Source organism: Streptomyces sp. NBC_01241, from assembly GCF_041435435.1.
In the GTDB taxonomy this organism is placed as follows: Bacteria; Actinomycetota; Actinomycetes; order Streptomycetales; family Streptomycetaceae; genus Streptomyces.
The window spans coordinates 1,160,743-1,183,437 of the sequence record NZ_CP108494.1 but is presented as its reverse complement, the minus strand read 5'-3'; the positions used below and the strand labels follow the sequence as shown (position 1 = coordinate 1,183,437).

Sequence of the window (22,695 nt, the reverse complement as noted above, 5' to 3'; positions counted from 1 at the left end):
CACAGACGCACAGACGCACAGACGCACAGGTGGTCGGGAGCTCGGGAGCTCAGCGTCCGCCCGCGACGAGCAGCGGAGCCCCGCCGGGCCGGCCAGCGCGGTGCCCGCACCGCCCCGCACCAGGCCGACGCCCACCCACAGATTCGGCGCGATCTCCAGCGTGTCGCGGGAGCCGCCGTGCAGTGCCAGCATCCGCTGCTGCCCGACCGACTCGCTCTGCCCCAGCGCCTGCTGCGCGGCGGCGACCGTCTCGGCATCGAGATCGCCCAGCAGCCGCCCGGCGATCGCCCACGCCTCCCGCGAGGAGTCGCGGGAAATCGTGTGCAGCCGGATGCCGAAGCGGACCGTACGTCCCTGCTCCTCCGCCAGCCCGCGAATCCAGTCGATCTTCTCCTTCACGGCCGCCGGCGGCTCGCCCCAGGTCAGATAGACATCTGCATGCGCGGCAGCCATCAGCCCCGCCGCCGCCGACGAGCCGCCGAAGAAGATGTCCGGCAGCGGGTCCGGCGGCAGCTGCGCCCTGATCCGGGTCAATGCGTCGAGTGCGCCGAACGGTTCGTCGAGCAGCAGCAGATCGGGCGCACGCACCAACGCCCGGGCCAGCGAGGCCCGCTGTGCCTCACCACCGAACAGCGTCCTGGGCCAGGCCCCGAACCGCTCCTCGAGCCCGACCTCCTTCAACGCGCGCTACGCGACGGCTCGTTCGGGCTTTCCGGGCAGCCCCAGCAGCACGTTGCGCCAGATCCGCTTCCACGGCATCAGCCGCGGCGCCTGAAAGGCGACGGCCCGTCGCTTCGGTACGAGCACGGTGCCCGTGATCTTGCAGTCCAGCCCGGCCAGCACCCGCAGCAGAGTCGACTTCCCGCAGCCGCTGCGTCCAAGGAGCGCGGTGAACTCCCCTGCGTTCAGGGCGACATCGAGCCCTTCGATGACAGCTTTGCCGTCGAAGGAACGGGTCAGCCCCTCGACCCGGACGGCGGGTTCCGGCAGGCCGCACGCGCCGCGCGGGCAATGGTGCCGGGCGATGCGAGCACATCGGGGTGCAGGACCCCGGTGGCACTGAGCACCTGCCACAGCACAAGCAGCAGCAGCGGCCCGACGGCACGCCGTATCCAACGGGGCACCGCCAGGAGGTGTACACCCCGGACAGAAGCCGGAACCACCGGCTCGAGATCGAGCGACCGACGAGCGGCCGAAGGGGAAGATTTACCGGATTCCGGTGATATATCCGGTGGGACGAAGGCATGGCCGATGGTCATAAGGGCTCCACCAGCGGTCCACGGTCAGTGGGAAGTGCACCTCGGACGCACGGGCACGCGAACCGCTGCCGCCATTGCGGCACGGGCTACGACGCGCGGTCGACGAGGTGGGGTACGCCGAGGCACATGCCAACAGGCACGTACGGCAGCGGGAACGGGCGACCGGATCGCCCGGTCACCGTCGGCAGATGCGCTGAGGGGACGTCAGCAGCCGCGGCGACACGCAGCGGAAACCACCCGCAGCAGGTCGATGTGACCGCGCGAAGTGAGCAGAGCTGAACGGAACATGGCGCTGAACGTAGAGATCCAGAACTGAAACAGTCAATGGTGTCTCGGCACGTGAACGCGCGATCTCGCGGCACGAACGAGAGGATGGAGCCATGCCCCATGCCTTCACCACCAGCGTCCTGCACATCACCACCGGAGCGACGGAGTCCGTCACCGACCTGACGCACGACTGCGAACAATTCCTCGCCCGGACGGCCCCCACCGGCGACGGCCTGCTCAACATCTTTGTGCCGCACGCGACCGCCGGCATCGCCGTCCTCGAAACCGGCGCGGGCAGCGACGACGACCTCCTGGCCGCCCTCCACACCCTGCTCCCCGCCGACGATCGCTGGCAGCACCGCCACGGCAGCCCCGGCCACGGCCGCGACCACGTACTCCCCGCCCTTGTTCCACCGCACGCCACACTGCCGGTGATCGCCGGCCGGCTGGAACTGGGGACGTGGCAGTCGGTATGCCTGGTCGACACGAACATCGCTAAAGAAAACCGTCAGGTTCGTCTGAGCTTCCTGGGCTGACCACGATCGCTCCCAGGGGTCGTGCCGCCGATTCTCCGTGCCATGCGTGCGCGAACGGAGAGAAACTTGCACGGTACAAGCTCAAGCGGCTCGCCGAGCGGGGGATCCTGGCCGAGACCGAGCAGGGGCTGTTCACCCTGCCACGTCCGTAGCCCCACCGGCGGGCCGCAACCAGCCTGCCCAGCCCAACCGTCACCTCAGGTACCGCCCTCTGAAAACGGCGCTTGAAGCACGGCAGCCGTAGTTCGTGATCTGGGTGGTGTTGTCGCTGGGCAGGGCGTTGTGTCGGCGTAGGCGTGCCAGGCGAGGTGGCAGGTTCGGGCTCGGTGCTGGTGGCGTCGGCGCCAGCTGGACCAGTGCAGGACGTGCTCTGCGTCGCGCCGGGGCGGTGGCAGGACGAGTAGCCGCAGCAGCAGCCATGGGCCGATCCAGCAGAGCCTGGGCAACCGTCGCTTCCATCGTTATGGCCCTTTCGCTCGGAACACCACGCGCCCGACGTCCTGCGACGCGGGCGCGTGCCTGGGCCGGATCGCTCCAGGACAGGTCATTTGAGGATCTCCAGCATCCGGTTCCCGAGGACCGCGGCCGAGGCCGGGTTCTGTCCGGTCACCAGGTTGCGGTCCTCGACCATGTAGGGCTCCCAGATCGGACCACGGCTGAAGTTGACCCCGACCTTCGCCTTCACGTCGGTCTCCAGCAGCCACGGCGCCCTGGAGGCCAGTCCGACGCCGTCCTCCTCCTCGTCGGTGAAGCAGGTGATGTTGTAGCCCTTGAACGGCGACTCGCCGTGGATCCTGGTGGCCAGCATCGCGGCGGGACCGTGACAGACGATGAACAGCGGGTTGCCCGAGGCCAACTGCTGGGTCAGCAGCCGCCCCACGTCGGCGTCCCACGCCAGGTCCGCCATCGGACCGTGACCGCCCGGCAGGTAGACCGCGTCGTAGTCCTCCAGGCGCACGTCCGACAGCTGCAGCGGTCGACGCATCACCTCCGCGGAACGGATGATGGCCTCCAGCTCCAGGGCGCTGTCGTTTCCCCCGACCATCTCGGGGCGCAGGCTCATCATGTCGACGGTCGGCGTCACACCGTTCGGCGTCGCGACGACGACCTCGTGACCGGCGTCCGTGAGGATCTTGTACGGGTTCGCGAACTCCTCGGCCCAGTAGCCGGTCGCATGCCGCGTGCCGTCCTTCAACACCCAGTAGGTGGCTCCGCTGACGATGAAAAGCACCTTTGCCATGGGAGAAATCCCCTCTCGGACGCATGCCAGGAGCGGGTCCGGCGGGATGCCCCACGAAACCGACCCGCCCCGCCGGTTTTCTCCCCCTTCCCACGCAACCACGCTAGGCAGCTGCGCCGACCGCGCAACCCGGTGCTCCGTCGGCGGCCTTGGACGCGTATCGCGCCGTCGGCGGTGGCGCCCTCGGCCACGGACGCATCCGGTCACATGTCCAGGACCACGTCGGCCGGGGGCGTCGAACAGCAGATGAGCGCGCTTCCTCCGGCGGGGGGCTCCAGGGGCTGCGGGGCGTACTCGACGTGGCCGGAGAGAAGCGCGGTCTCGCAGGTGTGACAGATTCCGGTGCGGCAGGACCAGCGCACGGGCACGTCGCACGCCTCGGCGAGTCCGAGCAGCGTCCCGTAGTCAGGGTGCCAGGGGACGATCAGCCCGCTGCGCGCGAAGGCTACGGACGGTCCCGGGCGCCCGCCGGGAGGAGCGGCCGGCTGGTGCGGTGCCCGGGCGGATCCGGTCACCACACCGGGGGTGACGGCGGACGTGGCCCCGAAGACCTCGGTGCGGATCCGGGAGGACGACAGGCCGCAGGCATCCAGGGCTCCGGTCATGTCCCGCATGAACGCGCTCGGCCCGCAGATGTAGGCGTCGGCGTCCGGAGGCGGCTCCAGGCTGCGGATCCGCTCGGGACTGAACCGCCCACTGACCGTGTAGTCGACACCTGGGCGGTCGACGCCGGACGGACGGCTGTAGGAGACGAACGACCGGCCTGCGGGCAGCTGGGAGAGCAGTGCGCGCACTTCGCCGGCGAACGGGTGGTTCTCGCCGTCCCGGGCCGCGTGCAGCCACCACACCGCGCGCTGCGAGCGCTCCGTGGCCAGAGCGTGCAGCATGGCCAGGACCGGGGTGGCACCGACACCGGCGGACAGCAGCAGGACCGGAGTGTCCGCGTCCGCGAGCAGGAACGTGCCGCGCGGAGCGGCGACATCGAGAACGTCACCCACCTTCACGTGCTGACGCAGGTAGGTGCTTGCGACGCCGTGTGGCTCCTGCTTGACACTGATGCGGTACGTCTCGGCGCCCGGTCGGCCGGAGAGCGAGTAGTTGCGGATGACCGGGGAGGCCTGTGGGTCCGGCCGCAGGCGGACTGTGAGGAACTGTCCCGGCAGAGCGGCTGGGAGCGGCTCACCGTCAACTGCCGCCAGAGTGAGCGAGAAGATGCTTGCGCTCTCCGGCTCGATGCGGGCGACTTCGAGCCGACGGAACCCGGGCCAGGCCGGCGGCGGGCTGCTGGTGGTCAGCCCGCGGTTTCCACCCACGGCGTCGGAGCCGCGATCCGCGTCGTCGAGCAGGGCTCGCAGCGACGTCTTCCAACCGGGGCTCAACGCGGGGATGCGCAGGGCCCGTTCGAGCTGCGGCCGGGCGTGGCCGGGCAGGTAGAGCAGCGCGTCGATCTCCGCGACGGTCATCTCCTCGGGGCCCGAGGCGATCTTCACGATCTCGTCCCCGGCCCGCACCCGCCCTTCAGTCAGCACCCGCATGTAGAAGCCCGGGCGGCGATGGGACACCAGCAGGGCGGCCATCTGCGGCTCGCCGAGCCGCAACCCCACGCGGTAGCACGTCACGCGGGGCTGGGTGACCTCGAAGACCGCACCGCCGATCTCGTAGCGGTCACCGATGCACACCTCGTCGTCGGCGAGTCCGTCCACAGTGAGGTTCTCGCCGAACTGGCCGTACGTGAAGTCGTCCCGCTTCAGGTACTCCTGCCAATGGCGATAGGAGCTCAACTGGTAGACCAGCACGGCACGCTGCTCGCCGCCGTGTCCGGCGAGGTCACCCTGCCCGTCGCCGTCCAGGTTGAGGCGGCGCGCCATCACGGGCCCGGCGACGGGGTGCTTCCAGATGCCGGTGTGGGTGGTTCTGCCGTGCCAGGGGACGTCCTTGGGCATGCCGACGTTCACGGCGACCAGAGCGGCCATGACCTGTGCTCCTCCCGCGCTCGACAGGCCGGTGTCTCCAGCGTCGTACGGTCGGCCGCCGACCGCACCCGAAGAGCTCTACGCGGCGCCGGGGCTCGGCGACACGTAGAGTGAGAGCCGGTGGGCGCCGTCGCCGCGTGTGGCCCGCCGCGAGCCGGAGACTTCCAGCGCAAGAACCTCAGCTTGGACATACCCATGAGCTCGGAGAAGAAGGTGGCAATCGTCACCGGTGCTTCACAAGGCATCGGCGCGGCCGTCGCCAACGCGTACCGCAGGCGCGGGTACGCCGTCGTCGTGACCGCCCGGTCCATCCCCTCGTCGCACGATCCGGACGTACTCGCCGTGCCCGGCGACCTGAGCCGGCCGGGTACCGGTGCGCAGATCGTCGAGCAGGCGCTGGACCGCTTCGGCCGGATCGACACGCTGGTGAACAACGCCGGCGTCTACCGGGAGAAACCATTCACCGACTACACCGACGCCGACTACGACCTGGTGACCGGCGTCAACCTGCGCGGCTTCTTCGACGTCACGCGCAGCGCCATCCCCGCGATGCTGGCGGGCGGCGACGGCGGGCACGTCCTGTGCGTGTCGACGTCGCTGGTCGACCGCGCCAACGCGCGCATACCCGCGGCGCTCGCCTCGCTGACCAAAGGCGGCCTGGTCGCGGCGACGAAGGAGCTGGCCATCGAATACGCGGCGCGCCGCATCCGCGCCAACGCCGTCTCACTCGGCGTCATCCGCACTCCGATGCACCCGGACGACCCGGGCGGCACGCTCGCCGCGCTGCACCCGCTCGGGCGGATGGGCGAGATCGACGACGTCGTCGAGGCGATCATGTACCTCGAAAAGGCCTCGTTCGTCACCGGCGAGATCCTGCACGTCGACGGCGGCCAGAGCGCCGGCTTTTGAAAGTACCGGGATCGCGAGTGATCGACCTATGCGCACGCGCAAGCAACTGGCTCCGCTCGGCGCTGTCGGTGCGGGTCTGGCGGCGGGAGTGATCGGCACCGTCTGCATGGACACCGTGCGGTTCCTGCGCCAGCGCCGGGTCGGCGGCGAACGCAACGCCCTGCACTGGGAGTTCGTACCGGTCCGCACCTGGCGGGAGGCGCCGGATCCCGGGCAGGTCGGAAAGCGCCTGGCCGAGGCCTTCACCCTGAGCGAGCTGCCGGGCAGCGCGGCGTTCCCCGTCAGCACGTTCATGCATCTGAGCAGGGTTTCCGTGTTCTCACGGCAGCTGTAGTTCGTGTCTGGGTGGCGCTGGACGGCGAGATGGGGGCCGGGTTCGGCGATGATGACGCTGTCGCGATCATGACGAGGCATGACCCATCAGAGAGCGGGGGCCGCTGTCACAGTAGCGCGGCGGGCAGTACCTGGAGCGGTGCGAGGGCCTGATGGGCCGGGTGGACCGCCTTGGCCTCTCTCCTGCTGGCGGACGGTGCGGCGGGTATCGGATACCTGCTGAAGGAACGCGTCGCCCGTACTTCCGAGTCCACCGCCGCGAGCGCTTCCAGCACCCAGCCCCGGTCGGGCCGCTCGCCGGCCAGTCGGCCGGGAAGCTCGACGTTCTGCGCGAGCGTCATCGCCGGCATCAGGTTGAACGCCTGAAACACGAACCCCACCCGGCTACGCCGCAGTTCCGCCAGCCGTCGCTCAGGCAGCTGGGACACCTCGATACCGCCCCCACCGGACAGAGCCCCGAGTGGGCCGGTCCATCCCCGCAAGGCAGTGCAGCAAGGTGGTCTTGCCGGAACCCGAAGGCCCCATCACCGCCGTGAACGTCCCAGGCGCGAAAGCCACCGACACCCCGCGCAACGCCTGCACGGCAGCACCGCCGCGCCCGTACTCACGGTGCAGGCGCTCCGCTCGGGCGGCAGTTCCCGTCTCGATATCTGTTGCCGTCTCAGCCATGCACTCATCCTCGGTGGGCGGGGCGCGGCGATCGATCGTGCCGATCCGGGGACGGCGAGTGCGTCAGGTCGCTCCGCGGCAGAGCCGCTGTACCGGCCACCTCAACGGGCGGCGACCGCACCGACGAAGATCCCATCTGAAAGTCCCGGCTTGATTGCCTTGCGTAATGGGAGGATCTGATCCACGCACGGCGACATCGTGCCTTGGCGAGCGATTAACTCGCCCTGTTCTCCGACTCCTACGAGCAGAGTCGCAGCCTTGTGGAGGACTGGCTGCTCGACCCTTTCGAGGGTGAGTAAGGGAAGCTGCCCGGCGCCCTGACGGCCGCCATCGCGGGGCAGCAGCTGCGTGCGGGCGGGAATCCGCAGCCGGTTCGACGGGGATTCGCGCCGCCTGGGGGAGGCCTGGTGGCGGGAGGGATGCGAGCAGCTCGACACCAGTAATTCCGGGCCTTTCATTTGCAGAAATGAATCGAGATAATCCGAGCCAAGAAGTGCGATTGGCTTTGCTCGCACAAGGAAAGGCTCGTGGAGGTCAGGTGCTCGTCGCTGGATAGGATGAGTTCTCATTGGTCACACCTTGAGCAATGAGAAAATTCACCCCCCGTATGTACTCGAGTCGGCGCCGGCTGGCATATCGATCAGATGCTGCCGTGAGGCTGAGGCTTTACGTCGCGGGTGAAAGTAGTTCGGATGTCTCTGCCGTGCTAGACTTAAGTCGTAGTTGCAGTTGTGGTTCCCGAAACTTCAAATGCCTTGGCGGTTGTATGTCGTTGGGCATTTTTGTATCTCCGGTGCTTATCCGGACGGGGTTCATTGTGGCAACGCAGGGGTTCACATGGTGTGGGCCCGCGGGCACTGCCCCCAAGGAGATGTGACATGGCTACTGGCACCGTCAAGTGGTTCAACGCGGAAAAGGGCTTCGGCTTCATAGAGCAGGACGGTGGCGGTCCGGATGTCTTCGCCCACTACTCGAACATCGCCACGCAGGGCTTCCGTGAGCTTCAGGAAGGCCAGAAGGTGAATTTCGACGTCGTGCAGGGTCAGAAGGGTCCGCAGGCGGAGAACATCACTCCCGCCTGACGCCATAGCGTATGAGATAGCCGGGGCTCCGCCTTGCGTCGGGGCCCCGGCTTTCTGCTTCCTGTATTCCGATGGAATTCTTTTAGTCTTACATTCGGCTCGTTCTTGCAATTCATCCGGCTCATCCTGTCGGAAATTCCTCGATGCGCGCCCTGTCGAGGAAGGTTCTCCATGAGCCGTTCAGCTCGCACGAACGACCGTTTCCGCCCACAGGGCCAGAGGCGCCCTGGCGCCAGTCCAGGCGATACCGGGCGCCGCTCCTCCGCACCACAGGGGGAGTTCGCGCTGCCGGTCACCGTCACCCCGGCCCTCCCTGCGGCCGCGACCTTCGGTGAACTGGATATGCCAGTCGAGTTGCTGAAGATGCTCACCAGCCTCGGCCTGAACGAGCCGTTCCCGATCCAGGCCGCCACGTTGCCGAACTCCCTCGCAGGGCGTGACGTCCTGGGCCGCGGGCGCACCGGATCGGGCAAGACGCTCGCCTTCGGTCTGGCGCTCCTCGTGCGGACGGCCGGGCAGCGTGCGGAGTCGCGGAAGCCACTGGCCCTGATCCTCGTCCCCACGCGCGAGCTGGCCCAGCAGGTCACCGATGTGCTCGCCCCGTACGCCCGGTTGCTGAAGCTGCGGCTGGCCACCGTGGTCGGCGGCATGTCGATCGGCAGGCAGGCCGGCGCACTGCGTGCCGGGGCCGAGGTGGTCGTTGCGACTCCTGGCCGCCTCGCGGATCTCATCGAGCGCAAGAGCTGCCGCTTGGACCGGGTGAACATCACCGTCCTGGACGAGGCCGACCAGATGGCGGACATGGGCTTCATGCCGCAGGTCACCGAATTGCTGGACCAGGTACGTCCCGACGGCCAGCGCATGCTGTTCTCGGCCACGCTGGACCGCAACATCGACCTTCTTGTCCGTCGTTACCTCCATGACCCGGTGGTCCATTCGGTCGACCCGTCGGCGGGTGCGGTCACCACGATGGAGCATCACGTGCTGCAGGTGCACGGCGCCGACAAGTACGACACCGCCACCGAGATCGCGGCCCGCGACGGGCGCGTGATCATGTTCCTCGACACCAAGCATGCTGTCGACCAGTTCACCAAGCACCTGCTGAGCAGCGGCGTGAAGGCCGCGGCGCTGCACGGCGGCAAGTCGCAGCCCCAGCGCACCCGCACCCTGGCACAGTTCAAGACCGGCGACGTCACGGCCCTCGTGGCCACCAACGTTGCGGCTCGGGGCATCCACATCGACGACCTCGATCTCGTCGTCAACGTCGACCCGCCCGGCGACCACAAGGACTACCTGCACCGCGGCGGCCGTACAGCCCGCGCCGGCGCGTCCGGCAGTGTCGTCACGCTGGTCCTCCCCGGCCAGCGCCGGGACATGGCCCGTCTCATGTCCGACGCGGGCATCAGGCCGCAGATCACGCAGGTCCGCTCCGGCGAGGCCGAGCTGAGCCGCATCACTGGCGCCCAGGCTCCCTCCGGTGTCCCCGTCGGCGGCAGCGGGCCGGTCGCGGAGCGCCCGAAGCGCGGCGGCGCCCCCTTCCGCGGTCTGGGCACCCGCCCGGGGCGGGCCGGTGGCGGTGGCGAGTCTCGCCGGTCTGCTGAGGCCCGCCAGATCGCCGAGGCCCGCATGGCCGCCCGGGTCCGTCGTGGCGCATAGTTCGGCAACGGTGCCCTCGTACGCTGTGTGCGTGACTCAAGTCGGCTTGCGCCACACGGAGATGTGCTTCGCGGAGTCTGGGTGAACGGCGCACCGTCCCAGTCCGCGACGCGCCGTTCCAGCTCGAGCCCTGCGACCCGTGCCATGAGGTCGAGCTCCGCCGGCCAGGCGTACCGGTGCCGGGAGTTCGTGCGGTGGTAGTGGCCATCGTCGCCGTCGCGGGTGAGTTGGCGCGAGACGAGGATCTGTTCGAGCAGGTCGAAGGTGTCGAAGCCGAGACGCCGCTCGGAGACGTCGAAGGGCCGTGACACCCCCGTACAACCCCGCGAGTCCTTCCGGGCCAGGTGGCGACGCACCCGTGAAGGAGCGGCGAATTGAGCCGCCGGGAGCCCCTCCTCGCGCGGATCACAGTCGCACTGGCCGACGTACCCGCGACCGAGACACCCGACAGCGTCCCCGCCCCCCGCGACCAGCGGAGGAGTCACGCCGGAAACGATCCCGAAGCCCTCTTCGTCTCGTCGAGCGCGTCGCCGGGTACCGGGCCACCGTGATCCGCACGACCGAGGAGGGGGTCGGAGGCCGGTCTCTCATCCGTGAGAGGGAGGCCTCCCGTGCGTCCGGGGCTGCTGCAGCCGGGCCGCGAGCTCCCCCGGCAGGACATCCCGGTTTGCCGGAGTGAGCTGGACGACCTCGATGTCGGCGCGCCGCTTGAGGGCGTCGGTGAACGGATCGCGGTGCGTGTGGACCGTGGCGACGACGTCGACCTCTGCGACGAACAGCGCGTCGACCGCGTGCCGGAACGCCGTGCACGCCAGTTCCATCCGCCCCAGCTCGTCGATGAGCACCAGCCGCTCTGTTGCCTCCTCGGTTGCCGCCGACCGAAGCGACGGCAGCGCCAGTCCTTCCATGACGCCCAGGTCGACGCCGTATTTCCCTACCAGTGGCGGACCGGGCAGGTCGACATGGGCGAGCACCTCCCGCCGGCCTGCCAGGGTCTCCAGGGCGAATCCGACGCGGGCGCCGGATTCGCGGATCTCCTCCGTGGTGAAGCCGGTGGCCGCGTGAGTGGGCAGCAGCGCGGCCAGCCGACGGAGGGCGGTCGTCTTGCCCGCGCCAGGGCGGCCCTCGAGCAGGATCCTTGTCGGCACACTGCCATCTTCACTCCCCCTTTCGGAAGTGGCCCGGGTGGGCTCGGCCGAACGGGTGATTTGGTGGTGCGGACCGGTGCCGGTGCCGCCGTTGCGGGTATGGCGGCGCGCATGAGCGGAATTGAACTCAGCAGCACCGCGTTCGACGACAAAACGGTGATCCCCCGTCGGTACAGTGGCGAGGGTGAGAACATCTCACCGCCCCTGACCTGGTCGGGAGTGCCCCACGAGGCCACGGAGCTGGTGCTCCTGTGCGAGGACCCGGACGCGCCGGGGACGACCTTCCTGCACTGGCTGGTGACCGGCATCGATCCGAGGGCCACCGGGGCGGCGGAGGGTCAGAAGCCCCAGGGGGGCCTGCCGTGGCCCAATGGCTTCGGCCGCGTGGGCTGGGGAGGGCCGATGCCTCCACCGGGGCACGGGCCGCACCGCTACTTCTTCCGCCTGTACGCCCTGTCCGAGCCGCTGCCGCTGCACGACCACCCGGGCGCCGAGGACGTGCACCGTGCCCTGAAGGGCAGGGAGCTGGCCTCCGGCACTCTGGTCGGGACCTATCAGCGCTGACGCGTCAGCGCTGGTCGTAGCCCTGGGCGCCGTACAGCCGGACGAACCGGGCCGCGGTGACCATCCTGCGGTGCACCAGGCCGCGGGCCCGCCGCTCGTACAGCTGGACGTGCTCCTGCCCACCATGCCCGATCGGCTGGACGAGCCGGCCACCGGTGCGGAGCTGATCCACGAGCGGCTCAGGCACTCGCGGGAAGGCCGCGCAGACGATGACGGCGTCGTACGGGGCACGGGCCGGCATCCCGAGGGTCCCGTCGCCGAGTACGACTTCGGCATTGCCGATGCCCTGCCCGGCCAGCCGCGAGCGGGCCTCGTCGACCAGGTCGGGCCAGCGCTCGACGCTGACGACGTACGCGGCCAAGCGGGCCAGCAGCGCGGTCTGCCAGCCGTATCCGGTCCCGACCTCCAGGACCTGTTCGTCTCCGGTGAGGCCGAGAGCGGAGACCATCATGGCGATCAGCGAGGGCTGGGTGGTCACCTGCCCGTGGGGGAGCGGCACGGGCGTGTCCCGGTACGCGGATACCACCTCGGCCGCGGGGACGAATTCCGCCCGGGGGATGCTCCGTACGGCCTCCAGGAGACGGTCGTCGGTCACGCCCACGGCGTGGGCCGCGCGGACCAAGTCCTCGGGGGTCCCTTCATGGGGCATCGGACCGCGGGGCCGCATCACAGCCGATGGGTTCGTAGTGGTCCGAGCCGGGCCGCTCGACCATCGGCTCGGTGAGCCGGCCCTGCTGGTTGAGCCACCGGGCCGATCGTTCGGCCGGCTCGGAGACCGGGGGCTCTCGGAAGAGCCCGGCCGTGATCCGTCGTGACGTCGCCTCGTCGCTCATGTGCTCGGCGCCGTTCTCGCAGTACTCGCTGCGGTGCCGGTGCCGGTGCCGGCACCGCAGAGCAGGGTTCGTTTCCGGCCGGGCGCAGCCCGTGCAGTCGACGCCCTTGGCCTGGTTGAGGTCGATCAGCGTCGGCGCCGTACCGCGGACCGCCGTCTGTTCCAGGGAGTACCCCAGCGCGTGGGCCACCGCCGGCCAACGCTACCGCCCGGGTCTTGGGCGGGGTGATCGAGACGTCCGTCTCCTCCGTGCCGCTCCTGCTCCTGTCCATGTGTCCCATCGCCGCTCATCCGCCGCGCTGCCGCTCCAGCCCAGTGTCGGCACGTTCCGCGCGCGGCGCGATCCGGGGCGGTCGGGCGCAAGGGGCGACGACCCGTGAACCGGGAGGCGCAGTGCGCCGGCGTCAGGACGGGGTACCCGGGTCGGTGTACCGCAGCAGGGCGCCCACGCCCTCGTACAGCCTCAGCTCGTTCTCCGGTACGACGACCAGCTCGGCACCGGTGCCGACGAGGGCCCGGACGAGTGCCTCGTCGGCGCGTTCCTCGCGCGGGGCCTGAACGCCGAAGGACATCAGCTCCGCCTCGGTCAGGGCGAGGTGAGTGGGCTGGGAGCCCGCCCAGAGCCGCAGCGAAGACCCTGGCAGCCGGTTCAGCAGCAGTGCCGCGACCTGGCCGCGCTGGAGTGCGGCGACGGTCGCGGCCAGCCCCTCTGCCATGGGTCCGTCCAGGGCACGCCGGCCGATGAAGATGTCCACGAGTTCCCGGTCGTGCGCGGCCATGCGGCCGTGGAAGACGCCGTCGAGTTGCGGCTCCAACAGGGCGCGTCCGGTGTCGGTGGGGGTCCGGCCGCCCACGCGTACGACCTTGTCCCGCAGGGTGTGCGGCAGGCGGCGGATCAGTACGTTGCACGCCCACTCGTCCCCGCCCACGACGACGGCGTCGGCATGGGCGCGCCGCGCCCGTTCGTCCAGCCGGTGGCCGAGCCGGAGGGAGGTGTGGTGCCAGGTCGCCACCGCGACCCTGCGGTGCAGCCGCTCACCCGGGGTGACGGTGGACGCGGGCCAGGTGCCGGTCTCCGCCTCCAGAGTTACCCAGCCGTGGGTCTCGGCGGTCGGAAGGCCGCGGTAGTGGACGACTACGGCCATGTAGGGGATCTCCGGAACGTGCTGGGTGACCAGGGGCATCGCGTCCGGCAGGGTGCTGTAGCGCGCGGAGTCGCGTTCGGGCGGCCTGGGCAGCTCCCCGTCCAGGACGAGTGTGCCGTGGGCGGCGAAGATGGCCTGACCGTGCACCCCTGGCACCCCTGTGTCGGCACCGACCGCCTCCTCCAGTGCGTTCAGCAGCGCCCGGTCCGAGCCCTGACGGGACAGGCTCTCGCGCAGCCGCTGCCAGCGCAGCGCGATCGTCCGCTCGGGATGCTCGACGTCTCGGGAGGTGTCCAGGTATACGGAGGCGAACGGGCCCGGCTCCGCGTAGAGGGGTTCAAGGAACGACAACCTCATCGCCACTCCTCGTCGATGGTCTCCCCTCCTTTGATGATGCGCTCCTGATGACGGACGTGACCGTCTCGGCCGAGGCCGTCGAGGACGTGACGCCCGGATACCGCGTCGGCGACCTCAAGCGGTGGGCGCGCAACCGGCCCGCCGTGGCCTCCGGCCCGCCGTCGCCTCCGGCACCACCGACCCGGACCGACCACCCCCGCCATGCTTCTGGCCTGGCCGCTTCGGCGTGTGCCGCCCCGTGTCTCAGCGGGCGGGGGAGACCACCCGGTCGAGGAACGCGTCGACCAGGCGGTATGCGTTCTCCCGCGCCACCGGTTCCATGGCGCGGCTGCGCTCGACCAGTTCTTCCGGATCGATGCCGAGCCGCGCGCACTGTTCAGCGCCGCCGAAGTCCACCCAGCGCCGTACGACGGCCGGGGTCGCTTCGGGGTGGAACTGGACCCCGAGTGAGTTTCCCATCCGGAGCGCCTGCGTGCACACGGTGTTGCGGGCCGTTTCCCGGGCGCCGGGCGGCGGCACGCAGCGGTCGTGGTGCCACTGCATCCAGGGGCCGGGCGGTATGAGGGCGGGGTCGTCCGTGTCGATGCCGGTCCAGCCGATCTCCGGACGTGGCGCGGCCTCGACGGTACCCCCCAGGGCCGTCGTCAGGGCCTGGGCGCCGAAGCAGATGCCCAGTACCGGGATGCCGAGGTGATGGGCCATGCGCAACAGGGCGAGTTCGCCGCCGATCCAGCTGCCGACCGTCGTCTCGTCGTAGACCGACCACGGGGCGCCGAGCGACACGACGAGGTCCCAGCCGTCGGCTTCGGGGAAGTCGAACTGTACGTCCGGCGTGTGGTGCCGCTCCTCCGGGACGACGGTGAGGAGCGTGAGCTCGTAGCCACGCTGGACGAGCCGGTCTCCTACCAGCCCGGGCGCCGACACGTGTTCGTGTTGGATGACGAGTGCGCGCATGAGGTGATCTCCATTCTCCGGGATCCGAGGGGGTGTCGCGCAGCCCTGGCGCGTCCCGAGGCGCCCTGCCGGTGCGCGGAGGGTGGGTGCGCGGGCCGGCAGGGCGTCGTGGGACGCCACTTCGGGGAACGTGGTGCTACGGCTGCGCCTGGTTCTTCGCCCATGCGGCGCGGATGGCCGCGGCGAGCAGGATGAGCGCGGTGAGGACGCCGGTGGAGAGCAGTTGGGTGCGCGCATCGGTGTCGGTGCACATCAGGGCGAGGACACCGACCATGCCGGCCAGGGCCGTCCAGCTCAGCCAGGGGTGGCCCCACATGCGCACGGTCAGGATCTGGTCGGGGGTGCGCCTGGCCATTTGGCGGAGGCGGAGCTGGGAGAGGGCGATGGCGATCCAGACCACGAGGATGACGGCGCCGATGGTGTTGAGGAGGAAGGGCAGGACGCGGTCGGGCGCGAGGAAGTTGAGGATGACGGCGATGAATCCGAAGGAGACGGAGGCGAGGACGGCGCGGCGGGGGACGCCGGAGCTGGAGACGTGGAGCAGGACCTGGGGTGCCTCGCGGCGCTGGGCCAGGGAGAAGGCCATGCGGGAGGCGCCGTAGAGGTTGGAGTTCAGGGCCGAGAGCAGGGATGTGAGGACGATGACGTTCATCAGCGCCGCGGAGGCCGGGATGCCGATCTGCTGCAGGACGCTGACGAACGGGCTGGTGGCGGCGGAGGCGGAACTCCAGGGCAGCAGCAGCACCATGAGGGCGACGGAGCCGATGTAGAAGATCAACAGGCGGACGATGACGGTGCGGGTGGTCTTGGCGACTGCCTGGGAGGGGTCGGGGGACTCGGCGGCGGCGATGGTGACGAGTTCCATGCCGCCGAAGGAGAAGACGACCGCGAGCAGCCCGGTCAGTACGCCGTTCACGCCGTGCGGGAGAAAGCCGCCGTGATCGGTCAGGTTGGTCATCCCCACCGCCTGGGTTCCGGGCAGCAGGCCGAAGACGGCGAGGGAGCCGAGGACGAGGAAGGCGACGACAGCGGTGACCTTGATGGCGCCGAACCAGAACTCGAACTCGCCGAAGTGGCCGACGCTGAAGAGGTTGACGACGGTGAGGGCTGCCATGAAGGCGAGGACGAAGGCCCACTGGGGGATGGTCGGCAGCCAGCTGTGGGCGATGGCGGCCGCTCCAGTGGCCTCGGCCGCTACGACGACGGCCAGGAGCCACCAGTACAGCCAGCCGACGGTGAAGCCGGCCCAGCGGCCGAAGGCCTTTTCGGCGTAGACCGAGAAGGAGCCGCTGTTGGGCTGGGCGACGGCCATCTCCGCGAGCATGCGCATGACGAGGACCATGAGCAGGCCGGCCAGCGTGTAGGAAATGAGGATGCCGGGTCCGGCGGTGTGGATGCCTGCCCCGGCACCGAGGAAGAGGCCGGCTCCGATGGCGCCGCTGATGGCCAGCATGGTGACGTGGCGCCGTTTGAGGCCGGCGCCCAGGGCGGGGGCGCCGGGCTGGGGACAGCTTTCTGCCTGTGGGTCTGCCGGGCGGGACGTAGTGGTGTCGTTGGACGTGCGAAATGCCATCGGGAGGTCCCTCGCAAAGGAATGGGCTGACGTACGGACGCGGCACCTCGCTCCGGCGGGGTGTGAGCGAGGACCCGGCCCGCGCGGGTGGTGGCGGGGCAGGGCGAGGCCGCGGAAGGAATGTGGTGGCAGCGCTGCGGCGACGGCCGGTCTGCGGGAAGCGGCGCAGGAAGGATGAGGCGCCGTGCAGGATCAGGCGGAGGCGGGGTGGAGCGCCGCCAGGGATCAGACGGAAGGGGTGAGGCTCCGTGCTGGATCAGACGGAGGGGGTGAGGCTCCGTGCTGGATCAGGCGGAGGGGGTGAGGCTCCGTGCTGGATCAGGCGGAGGGGGTGAGGCTCCGTGCTGGATCAGGCGGAGGGGGTGAGGCTCCGTGCTGGATCAGGCGGAGGCGGGGTGGGGCGCCGTGCGGGGTCGGGTGGAAACGCGGTGAGGCGCCGAGCAGGTGGTTGAGTCGGGTGAACGGAAGCGGGGAGCGGGCGGTCTCAGTTGATCTGGGCGTACTCGCGGAACTCCCAGTCGGTGACGTACTTGTGGAACCGGGCGAGTTCGTCCCGCTTGAAGGTCAGGAAGGCGTCGACGAACGCCTTGCCGAGGACGCCGGTGAGCTGGTCGTCGGCCTCGAGGGCGTCCAGGGCCTGGCCGAGGTCGGTGGGCAGCCGGTCGGCGGCGCCGGTGTCGGCGGCGTGGCCGGTCGCCGGTGCGGGGGGCTCGACGGCGGCGGTGATGCCGAGGTGGACGGCGGCCAGGAGGCCGGCGGTGGCGAGGTACGGGTTGGCCGTGGCGTCGCCGAGGCGGACCTCCAGCCGGGAGGCGGCACCGCGCTCCGGCGGGATGCGCACCATGGCGTTGCGGTTGTCCAGGCCCCAGTTGATCAGCCAGGGGGCGGTGGTTTCGGGCCCGAACCGCTTGTAGGAGTTGACGGTGGGGTTGAGCAGGGCGGACAGCGCGGGCGCGTGTGCGAGGACGCCGGCCAGGGCGTGGCGGGCCGTGGCCGAGAGTCCGTGGGCCTCGTGGGGGGCGTCGAAGACATTGGTCCCGTCCGCGTCGATCAGGGAGACGTGCAGGTGGAAACCCGAACCGCCGCCGTCGTTGAACGGCTTGGCCATGAACGTCGCCAGCCGGCCCTCGGCACGGGCGAGTTCCTTGACCGCGACCTTGAACCGGAAGGCACGGTCCGCGGCGTGGAGTGCTTCGGAGTGGTTGAGGTTGATCTCGAACTGCCCGCCGTCGAACTCGCGGTTGCCGCCGCTGACGTCCAGACCGAGCTTGTGCAGGGCGCGCATGGTGCGCAGGAGGTGTCCGTCCGGGTCGGCGCGGCGGCCGGTGGTGTAGACGTTGCCCGGGGCGGGGGCGTAGCGCCGCCACCCGGTGAGTGCATCGGCGTCCGGCTCGAGCAGGACGTATTCCAGTTCCGGGCCGACGAGCGCGGTCAGGCCCGCGTCGTTGAGGTGGGTGAGGACCTGACGCAGCAGGTCCCTGGGGGATTCGGGCACGCTCCGGCCGGTAGCCGGGTCCCGTACGTCGCCGATGCACCAGGCCGCGTTCGGCTCCCACGGCAGCGGGACGACGGTGTCCAGGTCCGGGCGCACCAGGACGTCGGGCATGCCGGCTTCGAGGCCGCCGGCGATGTCGGAGTGATCGCCCAGGGCGCCGGTGTGATAGACGGCGCGGCTGAAGGCGAGGCCGTGTCCGGCCGCGTGCAGCAGATGGTGCAGCATGATGTCCCGGCTGCGGTCGGACCCCATCAGGTCCGGGTAGGTGACGCGGAGGACATCGGTCCCCTCGGCGGCGAGCGTCTCCATCATCTGTCGGACCTGGGGGTCGGTATGGGCGCTCAAGGGATACTCCAGGGGTGCGGCGAGATGTGCATACGGTTCGATTTGCCCGCGCAGCGATGATGCGGCCTGTCGGCCGGCCGGCTTGGGCCAGGGGGCAATCATTTGATGCCAAACGATAAGAGTCGGGTGCGGTGCCCACAAGGGGGTCGAGGAGAATTTGTGTATCCCCGTACGGGTCGGAGGCCGTCGGGTCCAGGGGCTGCGGAGATACCTTTGGCCGCGAACGAATACATCGGCGGTCCTTGCCGCCCCCGACAGTTGAGGAGAAGCCTGTGTCCGGGCCCCGCCGATCCATCACCGAGACCGAGCAGGCCGTGCGGCGGCGGCTGGGCGGTCTCGCGTTGCAGCACGAGGCCATGGCCGCTGTGGGCAACATCCACCGGGCCGCCGCGGCCGTCCGTCAGCATCTGGAGAACTCGGTGCTGCGTCCGCACGAACTGACGTGGACCGGCTTCGTGGTGCTGTGGGTGCTGTGGATCTGGGGTGAGGCGGAGACCTGGTCGGTGGCCGAGGAGGCGGGCATCTCCAAGGGCACGCTGACCGGCATCTCCCGCACCCTCGAATCGCGCGGCCTCGTTTCCCGTTCCGCTCACCACGAGGACCGCCGCCGGGTCCTCCTCTCGCTGACCCCCCAGGGGGAGAAGCTCATGGAGGGGCTGTTCCCGGCGTTCAACGCGGAAGAGGCCTTCGTCGCCGCCCCGCTCAGTGCCCAGGAGTGCCTTCAGCTCGCCGACAGTCTGCGCGCCATCGTCAGCCGTCTCGAGGAGCACGGCGAGCAGCGCAGGCGGGAACTGCTCGACGGCGAGAAGCTCGCCCCGCGTCGCTCGGGCCGCCGCCCGCGCCCGTAGCCGGACCGTCGGGGCCCGGGCTCCCATCGGTGTGCCCGCCGGGCATCGCGCTCATGACCGGAGACGGTGGTACCCGCACGGTCCGTCGGGTCCGCTGTCTCCCGGAGGCGGGGCACCCCCAGGGAGAAAACGTTTGACCCCAAATAAATTGCTGGAATCCCTTGACACTCCGGCGAGTCGGCTGGTTATTTGGACTCAAACGAACTGGAGGTTGGGACATGACCCGCGAGCCCCAAGCAGCTGTCGTCGCCGGGGTGCCGGTAGACACCCGGCACTGGATCGGAGGCGAACGCGTTGCCTCCGCCGAGACGTTCACCGACATCTCACCGATCGACGGCGGCGTTCTGGGTGAGATCTCCCGGGGCACCACGAGGGAGGCGGCGGCCGCGGTGGCTGCCGCGAAGGCCGCCTTCCCCGGCTGGGCCGCCACCCCGCGCGCCGAACGCGCCCGGATCCTGCACGCGATCGCCGACGGTGTGGAGAAGCGCATCGAGGACCTGGCGATCGTCGAGACCGCCGACAATGGCGCCCTGCTCCGCTCCCACCGGCGAGGCGTGATGCCCCGGGTCGCGCACAACTTCCGCTTCTTCGCGGACTGGCTGCTGAAGCTGGGCCACGAGGACTTCGAGACCCGGGGCCACACCAACCACGTCAGCTGGGACCCCGCCGGCCCCTGCGTACTGATCACCCCGTGGAACGCCCCGCTGATGCTGGCCACCTGGAAGGTCGCCCCGGCCCTGGCCGCCGGCAACACAGTGGTCCTCAAGCCCGCCGAGTGGTCCCCGCTGACCGCCTCGCTGCTCGCGGACATCGCCGCCGAGGCAGGACTGCCCGCCGGTGTTTTCAACGTCGTCCAGGGCTACGGCGCCGAGATCGGCGACGCGCTGACCTCGCATCCGGACGTGCGGCGGATCAGCTTCACGGGCTCCGTGCCGACGGCCCGGCGGATCGCCGCGTCGGCCGCCGCCAACCTCATTCCGCTCAGCCTCGAACTCGGCGGCAAATCACCGCTGTTGGTGTTCGCCGATGCGGACCTGGACCTGGCCGTGGGCCTGGCGGTGGAGCAGTACGACAACGCCGGCCAGGTGTGCCTGGCGGCCACTCGACTGCTGGTCGAGGAGTCCGTCGCGGAGGAGTTCACCCGTCGCTTCGTGCAGAAGGCGAGCGCGCTGAAACAGGGCGACCCACGCGACGAGGCCACCGACATCGGCCCCAACATCCACGTCCGGCAACTGGAGAAGATCGACGGCTTCGTGGAGCGGGCCGTCGAGGCGGGGGCCCGCGCGGTCATCGGCGGTCACCGCAAGGAGGGTCAGTACTACGCGCCGACCCTCCTCACGGACGTTGCTCAGAACTCGGAGATCGTGCAGGAGGAGGTCTTCGGCCCGGTACTGACCCTGCAGACCTTCACCACCGAGGCGGAAGCCGTCCGCCTGGCCGACGACACCCGCTTCGGGCTGGCCGCCACCGTCGCCACCGGCGACCCGGAGCGCGCCGAACGCGTCAGCGGACGGCTCGTCGCGGGCACCGTGTGGGTCAACTGCTTCTTCGTGCGCGACCTCCAGGCCCCGTTCGGCGGCTCCCGCCAGTCCGGGGTCGGCCGAGAAGGCGGCACCTGGAGCTTCGACTTCTACTGCGACGTGAAGAACACCGTCGTCGCCCCGAAGGGATGGAAGAACCATGGGTGAGATCGTCGGGGCGGGCCTGCTCGCCCACGTCCCCACCATCGTGCTCCCCGAGGAGGAGCGGCTGGAGCTGAACGAGGGCAAGGAGATCACCCTCGTCACCGGCCTGGAGCAACTGCGCCGGGACGTCTTCGAGCGCGACGACTACGACACCGTCGTCGTCCTGGACTCTCACTGGGCGACCACCGTCGAGTTCGTCGTCGCCGCGCAGGACCGGCGTGCGGGCCTGTTCACCTCCGAGGAACTGCCGCGCGGCATGTGCCGCATGCCGTACGACTTCCCCGGCGACCCCGAACTCGCCGACAACATCGCCTCGTTCGCCGACAAGCACGGTACGTTCATCACGCCGATCGACGACGCGTACCTGCCGGTCTACTACGCCACCATCAACCTGTGGAAGTTCCTCGGCGAGGGTCTGCCCGACAAGCGGTGGGTGACCATCGGGGTCTGTCAGACCGGCGACATGGAGGACCATCTGCGCCTGGGCCGCGCTCTCGCGGACGGTATCGCCGCCACCCCGGGCCGCCGGGTGATGCTGATCGCCTCCGGCGCGCTGTCGCACACTTTCTGGCCGCTGCGCGAGCTCCGCGATCACGAGGCCAGCAATCCCGTTCACATCTTCACGCCCGAGGCACGGGCGGCCGACGAGGAGCGGATCGCCTGGTTCAAGGAGGGCCGGCACGACAGGGTCCTCGAAACCATGGACGAGTTCTGGAAGTACAAGCCGGAGGCGAAGTTCTTCCACTATCTGATGATGGCCGGCGCGCTCGGCGAACACGCGTGCATGGCGAAGGCCCGCCAGTACGGCGAGTACGAGAACTCCGTCGGTACCGGTCAGGCCCACCTCTGGTTCGACCGCCCGGCCAACGGCTGGACCGGCACCGACCTGCCCGCCTCCCCGTCCGCACACTCTTCGCGCAGCCCCATCTAGGAGTCCGTCATGCCCGAGTACCGCCGCATTCTGCTGGACGGCGCGGCCGTCCAGGTCACCGTCCATGGGGACGAACTGGTCGCCGCGGACGGCCGCCGCGTGAAGACCGAAATGGCGCAGCACCTGCCTCCGGTCGTCCCGTCCAAGGTCATCGCCGTCCACCTCAACCACCGCAGCCGGGTCGAGGAGTTCCAGATCGGCCTGCCCGACACCCCCACGTACTTCCACAAGCCGACCTCGGCCCTGAACTCCCACAATGGCGCGATCGTGCGCCCCGAGGGCTGCAAATGGCTCAACTACGAGGGCGAGGTCGCCATCGTCATCGGCAGGACGGCACGGAACGTCTCCCCGGCCGAGGCGGGGGAGTACATCGCCGGCTACACCATCGCCAACGACTACGGCCTGCACGACTTCCGCGACACCGACGCCGGCTCCATGCTCCGCGTCAAGGGCTCCGACACCCTCTGCCCGCTCGGCCCCGGCCTGGTCACCGACTGGGACTTCCACGGCAAGCGGCTGCGCACGTACGTCAACGGCCAGGTCGTCCAGGACGGCTCGACGGACGAGATGACGTGGGACATGCACTACCTCGTCGCCGACATCGCCCGCACCATCACCCTCTTCCCCGGTGATGTTCTCCTCTCCGGCACCCCGGCCAACTCGCGCCCCGTCCAGCCGGGCGACGTCGTCGAGGTCGAGGTTGAAGGCCTTGGACGCCTCACCAACCACATCGTCACCGGCCCCACCCCCATCCGCACCGACGTCGGAGCCCAGCCCACCGAGTCCGAGGAAGTGCTGTCCACCGCGCTCGGCGGCGACTGGGAGTTCCGCGGAGTCCGCCCGCCCAAGCGCTGAGTCCGAACCACAACAACGCACCAGATCAAGGAGAGTGAC

The 22,695-nt window shown here is 69.8% G+C and carries 18 protein-coding genes and 6 pseudogenes; 10 read left to right on the top strand and 14 right to left on the bottom strand.

Annotation, left to right across the window (positions count from 1 at the left end):
- Window positions 1-513 precede the first annotated feature (513 nt).
- Both OG306_RS04825 and OG306_RS04820 read right to left on the bottom strand, forming a co-directional pair.
- Window positions 514-1,026 (bottom strand): annotated as a pseudogene (locus OG306_RS04825) (ABC transporter ATP-binding protein); the annotation flags it as partial.
- Window positions 1,002-1,259: pseudogene (locus OG306_RS04820) on the bottom strand (ABC transporter permease); the annotation flags it as partial. The pseudogenes OG306_RS04820 and OG306_RS04825, both read right to left, overlap by 25 nt.
- Before the next feature lie 380 nt (window positions 1,260-1,639).
- On the opposite strand from OG306_RS04820, the gene OG306_RS04815 reads away from it, so the two are divergent.
- Window positions 1,640-2,062: a secondary thiamine-phosphate synthase enzyme YjbQ gene (locus OG306_RS04815; protein WP_266744793.1), complete on the top strand. Its 423-nt coding sequence runs from the start codon at window positions 1,640-1,642 to the stop codon at window positions 2,060-2,062.
- A 197-nt stretch (window positions 2,063-2,259) separates the two neighbouring features.
- Here the strand turns inward: OG306_RS04815 and OG306_RS40885 are convergent.
- The 3 genes and pseudogenes from OG306_RS40885 to OG306_RS04805 all read right to left on the bottom strand — a co-directional run.
- A pseudogene (locus OG306_RS40885) lies at window positions 2,260-2,475 on the bottom strand (hypothetical protein); the annotation flags it as partial.
- 131 nt (window positions 2,476-2,606) lie between these two features.
- A complete protein-coding gene (locus tag OG306_RS04810) occupies window positions 2,607-3,302 on the bottom strand; it encodes a type 1 glutamine amidotransferase domain-containing protein (protein WP_266744792.1) in 696 nt (231 codons plus the stop codon).
- Between the two features lie 203 nt (window positions 3,303-3,505).
- A complete protein-coding gene (locus OG306_RS04805; RefSeq protein ID WP_266744791.1) occupies window positions 3,506-5,275 on the bottom strand; it encodes an MOSC and FAD-binding oxidoreductase domain-containing protein in 1,770 nt (589 codons plus the stop codon).
- A gap of 195 nt (window positions 5,276-5,470) precedes the next feature.
- Here OG306_RS04805 and OG306_RS04800 point away from each other — a divergent pair, with 195 nt between their 5' ends.
- Together OG306_RS04800 and OG306_RS04795 are read left to right on the top strand one after the other, a co-directional pair.
- Window positions 5,471-6,184 carry an SDR family NAD(P)-dependent oxidoreductase gene (locus tag OG306_RS04800; RefSeq protein WP_266744790.1) on the top strand — a complete coding sequence of 238 codons (714 nt, stop codon included), beginning with the start codon at window positions 5,471-5,473 and terminating at the stop codon, window positions 6,182-6,184.
- A gap of 28 nt (window positions 6,185-6,212) precedes the next feature.
- Window positions 6,213-6,518: a hypothetical protein gene (locus OG306_RS04795; RefSeq protein ID WP_371665139.1), complete on the top strand. Its 306-nt coding sequence runs from the start codon at window positions 6,213-6,215 to the stop codon at window positions 6,516-6,518.
- Window positions 6,519-6,768: 250 nt separating this feature from the next.
- Here OG306_RS04795 and OG306_RS04790 read toward each other — a convergent pair.
- Window positions 6,769-7,186: pseudogene (locus OG306_RS04790) on the bottom strand (ABC transporter ATP-binding protein); the annotation flags it as partial.
- Window positions 7,187-8,064: 878 nt separating this feature from the next.
- On the opposite strand from OG306_RS04790, the gene OG306_RS04785 reads away from it, so the two are divergent.
- Together OG306_RS04785 and OG306_RS04780 are read left to right on the top strand one after the other, a co-directional pair.
- Window positions 8,065-8,268 (top strand): cold-shock protein, encoded by a 204-nt coding sequence (locus OG306_RS04785; protein WP_053666944.1) that lies wholly within the window; start codon window positions 8,065-8,067, stop codon window positions 8,266-8,268.
- Between the two features lie 171 nt (window positions 8,269-8,439).
- Window positions 8,440-9,924: a DEAD/DEAH box helicase gene (locus tag OG306_RS04780; protein WP_266744788.1), complete on the top strand. Its 1,485-nt coding sequence runs from the start codon at window positions 8,440-8,442 to the stop codon at window positions 9,922-9,924.
- Between the two features lie 36 nt (window positions 9,925-9,960).
- Here OG306_RS04780 and OG306_RS04775 read toward each other — a convergent pair.
- Window positions 9,961-10,322, bottom strand: a pseudogene (locus tag OG306_RS04775) (hypothetical protein); the annotation flags it as partial.
- 189 nt (window positions 10,323-10,511) lie between these two features.
- Window positions 10,512-11,072 carry a nucleoside-triphosphatase gene (locus tag OG306_RS04770; protein ID WP_266744787.1) on the bottom strand — a complete coding sequence of 187 codons (561 nt, stop codon included), beginning with the start codon at window positions 11,070-11,072 and terminating at the stop codon, window positions 10,512-10,514.
- A 111-nt stretch (window positions 11,073-11,183) separates the two neighbouring features.
- Between OG306_RS04770 and OG306_RS04765 the strand changes: the two genes are divergently transcribed.
- Window positions 11,184-11,636 (top strand): YbhB/YbcL family Raf kinase inhibitor-like protein, encoded by a 453-nt coding sequence (locus OG306_RS04765; RefSeq protein WP_266744786.1) that lies wholly within the window; start codon window positions 11,184-11,186, stop codon window positions 11,634-11,636.
- A gap of 4 nt (window positions 11,637-11,640) precedes the next feature.
- On the opposite strand, the gene OG306_RS04760 is transcribed toward OG306_RS04765, so the two are convergent.
- The 6 genes and pseudogenes from OG306_RS04760 to OG306_RS04735 form a co-directional block, all read right to left on the bottom strand.
- Complete coding sequence (locus tag OG306_RS04760; protein WP_266744785.1) at window positions 11,641-12,285, bottom strand: protein-L-isoaspartate(D-aspartate) O-methyltransferase; 645 nt, start codon at window positions 12,283-12,285, stop codon at window positions 11,641-11,643.
- 25 nt (window positions 12,286-12,310) lie between these two features.
- Window positions 12,311-12,740, bottom strand: a pseudogene (locus tag OG306_RS04755) (hypothetical protein); the annotation flags it as partial.
- Between the two features lie 132 nt (window positions 12,741-12,872).
- Window positions 12,873-13,970 (bottom strand): hypothetical protein, encoded by a 1,098-nt coding sequence (locus OG306_RS04750; RefSeq protein ID WP_327259463.1) that lies wholly within the window; start codon window positions 13,968-13,970, stop codon window positions 12,873-12,875.
- A gap of 243 nt (window positions 13,971-14,213) precedes the next feature.
- A complete protein-coding gene (locus OG306_RS04745; RefSeq protein WP_371665138.1) occupies window positions 14,214-14,924 on the bottom strand; it encodes a type 1 glutamine amidotransferase in 711 nt (236 codons plus the stop codon).
- A 136-nt stretch (window positions 14,925-15,060) separates the two neighbouring features.
- Window positions 15,061-16,497, bottom strand: coding sequence for an amino acid permease (locus OG306_RS04740; RefSeq protein ID WP_266744782.1), 1,437 nt, complete (start codon window positions 16,495-16,497; stop codon window positions 15,061-15,063).
- Between the two features lie 484 nt (window positions 16,498-16,981).
- The gene (locus tag OG306_RS04735; RefSeq protein WP_266744781.1) at window positions 16,982-18,337 is read right to left on the bottom strand and encodes a glutamine synthetase family protein; all 1,356 of its coding nucleotides are present in this window, start codon (window positions 18,335-18,337) and stop codon (window positions 16,982-16,984) included.
- Window positions 18,338-18,609: 272 nt separating this feature from the next.
- On the opposite strand from OG306_RS04735, the gene OG306_RS04730 reads away from it, so the two are divergent.
- From OG306_RS04730 to OG306_RS04715, 4 genes are all read left to right on the top strand, one after another.
- Entirely contained in the window at window positions 18,610-19,185 is a 576-nt protein-coding gene (locus OG306_RS04730; protein ID WP_266744780.1) for a MarR family winged helix-turn-helix transcriptional regulator, read from the top strand.
- Between the two features lie 218 nt (window positions 19,186-19,403).
- On the top strand, window positions 19,404-20,873 hold the full coding sequence (locus tag OG306_RS04725; protein WP_266744779.1) for an aldehyde dehydrogenase: 1,470 nt from the start codon (window positions 19,404-19,406) through the stop codon (window positions 20,871-20,873).
- Entirely contained in the window at window positions 20,866-21,801 is a 936-nt protein-coding gene (locus OG306_RS04720; protein WP_266744778.1) for a 3,4-dihydroxyphenylacetate 2,3-dioxygenase, read from the top strand. Before OG306_RS04725 ends, OG306_RS04720 begins: the two co-directional genes overlap by 8 nt.
- Window positions 21,802-21,810: 9 nt before the next feature.
- Window positions 21,811-22,656, top strand: a complete 846-nt coding sequence (locus OG306_RS04715; protein ID WP_266744777.1) for a fumarylacetoacetate hydrolase family protein — start codon at window positions 21,811-21,813, stop codon at window positions 22,654-22,656.
- The last annotated feature ends 39 nt before the right edge of the window (window positions 22,657-22,695 follow it).

Excerpts from the sequence above, each read along its gene's own strand:
- OG306_RS04800 (WP_266744790.1), top strand. The coding sequence starts at position 5,471 with ATGAGCTCGGAGAAGAAGGTGGCAATCGTCACCGGTGCTTCACAAGGC.
- OG306_RS04760 (WP_266744785.1), bottom strand. The coding sequence starts at position 12,285 with ATGCCCCATGAAGGGACCCCCGAGGACTTGGTCCGCGCGGCCCACGCC.
- OG306_RS04805 (WP_266744791.1), bottom strand. The coding sequence starts at position 5,275 with ATGGCCGCTCTGGTCGCCGTGAACGTCGGCATGCCCAAGGACGTCCCC.
- OG306_RS04785 (WP_053666944.1), top strand. The coding sequence starts at position 8,065 with ATGGCTACTGGCACCGTCAAGTGGTTCAACGCGGAAAAGGGCTTCGGC.
- OG306_RS04720 (WP_266744778.1), top strand. The coding sequence starts at position 20,866 with ATGGGTGAGATCGTCGGGGCGGGCCTGCTCGCCCACGTCCCCACCATC.
- OG306_RS04715 (WP_266744777.1), top strand. The coding sequence starts at position 21,811 with ATGCCCGAGTACCGCCGCATTCTGCTGGACGGCGCGGCCGTCCAGGTC.
- OG306_RS04815 (WP_266744793.1), top strand. The coding sequence starts at position 1,640 with ATGCCCCATGCCTTCACCACCAGCGTCCTGCACATCACCACCGGAGCG.
- OG306_RS04765 (WP_266744786.1), top strand. The coding sequence starts at position 11,184 with ATGAGCGGAATTGAACTCAGCAGCACCGCGTTCGACGACAAAACGGTG.
- OG306_RS04750 (WP_327259463.1), bottom strand. The coding sequence starts at position 13,970 with ATGAGGTTGTCGTTCCTTGAACCCCTCTACGCGGAGCCGGGCCCGTTC.
- OG306_RS04740 (WP_266744782.1), bottom strand. The coding sequence starts at position 16,497 with ATGGCATTTCGCACGTCCAACGACACCACTACGTCCCGCCCGGCAGAC.
- OG306_RS04745 (WP_371665138.1), bottom strand. The coding sequence starts at position 14,924 with ATGCGCGCACTCGTCATCCAACACGAACACGTGTCGGCGCCCGGGCTG.
- OG306_RS04810 (WP_266744792.1), bottom strand. The coding sequence starts at position 3,302 with ATGGCAAAGGTGCTTTTCATCGTCAGCGGAGCCACCTACTGGGTGTTG.
- OG306_RS04795 (WP_371665139.1), top strand. The coding sequence starts at position 6,213 with ATGCGCACGCGCAAGCAACTGGCTCCGCTCGGCGCTGTCGGTGCGGGT.
- OG306_RS04780 (WP_266744788.1), top strand. The coding sequence starts at position 8,440 with ATGAGCCGTTCAGCTCGCACGAACGACCGTTTCCGCCCACAGGGCCAG.
- OG306_RS04725 (WP_266744779.1), top strand. The coding sequence starts at position 19,404 with ATGACCCGCGAGCCCCAAGCAGCTGTCGTCGCCGGGGTGCCGGTAGAC.